Raw genomic sequence first — 1211 nt, 5'->3', positions numbered from 1 at the left:
AGCTGTTCATCGGGCTCGCCCGCTCGGCGGCCGATGCGACGGAGTATTTCCAGATCCCGACCGGACGTGTGGTCGAGATCGGCACGCAGGTGGCGATCTGAGGTTTCCGGCAGCCTTTGACGCCACGCACGGGTCATTGCGGGGCAAGCCCTGCGCTGGGAACATGGTAGCCCTACCGTCACGGCACTTGATATTGCATCGCAGCAAGCGTAGAGCACCGCGCGCTTATCGGAGTGTCGTCCATGGCCCTTACCAATGCTGGTATTGAGGCAGAACCCGTCGAACAATCGAGCCATCCCGAAATCGAACAGCACAGCACCAAAGTTCTGATGCTGGGCGCGCTCGGTGTGGTCTATGGCGACATCGGCACCAGCCCGATCTACGCCTTCCGGGAAGCGCTTGTTGCGTCCTCCGGCGGCGAAATCGCCGAGCGCGGCGATATTCTGGGCGTGCTGTCGCTGATCATCTGGTCGTTGACGATTATCGTCACCATCAAATACATCATGTTCGTGCTCAGAGCCGACAACCGAGGCGAGGGCGGCGTGCTGTCGCTGATGGCGCTGGCGCGCGGCAGTTTCCCGACCCGCTCGGCGATCATCCTGGCCATCGGTATTGTCGGCGCGTCATTGTTCTTCGGTGACGCCGTCATCACGCCGGCAATCTCGGTGCTTTCGGCGGTTGAAGGCATGAATGTCGTTACCCCGACCTTCCAGCCCTACGTCGTGCCGCTGACGCTGGTCATCCTGGCGATCCTGTTTTCGGTGCAGCGCTTCGGGACCGGCGGTGTGGCGCTGATCTTTGGCCCGATCACGGCGGTCTGGTTCCTGGCTATCGGTCTTTCGGGCTTGAACCACATCATCGCCGATCCCGAAATCCTGTGGGCGGTCAGCCCGCACTACATCGTCGCCTTCCTGATCAATTCGCCCGATGTCGCCTTCGTCACCATCGGCGCCATCTTCCTCGCCGTCACCGGCGCCGAAGCGCTTTATGCCGATCTCGGCCATTTCGGCCGCAAGCCCATCGTGCTCGCCTGGTTGGCCATCGTGTTTCCCTGCCTGCTGCTAAACTATGCCGGGCAGGGCGCTTTCGTGCTGGCGAAGAACGGTCACGTCGGCCATCCATTCTTCGAGATGAACGAAGGCTGGACGCTGATCCCGATGGTGGTATTGGCAACCGCGGCGACGGTCATCGCCAGCCAGGCGGTCATATCG

2 protein-coding genes are annotated in these 1211 nt (G+C 61.8%); both read left to right on the top strand.

Going from position 1 to position 1211, the window contains the following annotated elements; translation table 11 throughout:
* Nucleotides 1-101 (top strand): KUP/HAK/KT family potassium transporter (locus NKK50_RS31450; RefSeq protein ID WP_502898780.1); only part of this gene is annotated, 101 nt, incomplete at its 5' end.
* A gap of 141 nt (nucleotides 102-242) precedes the next feature.
* A partial coding sequence (locus tag NKK50_RS31250) for a KUP/HAK/KT family potassium transporter (RefSeq protein ID WP_352544377.1) occupies nucleotides 243-1211 on the top strand: 969 nt, incomplete at its 3' end.

Origin of the sequence: Mesorhizobium sp. M0001 (assembly GCF_040324255.1) — a bacterium.
Classification (GTDB): Bacteria; Pseudomonadota; Alphaproteobacteria; order Rhizobiales; family Rhizobiaceae; genus Mesorhizobium.
Note: the sequence above shows the minus strand (reverse complement) of the source record. Positions and strands in the feature narration are given on the sequence as shown.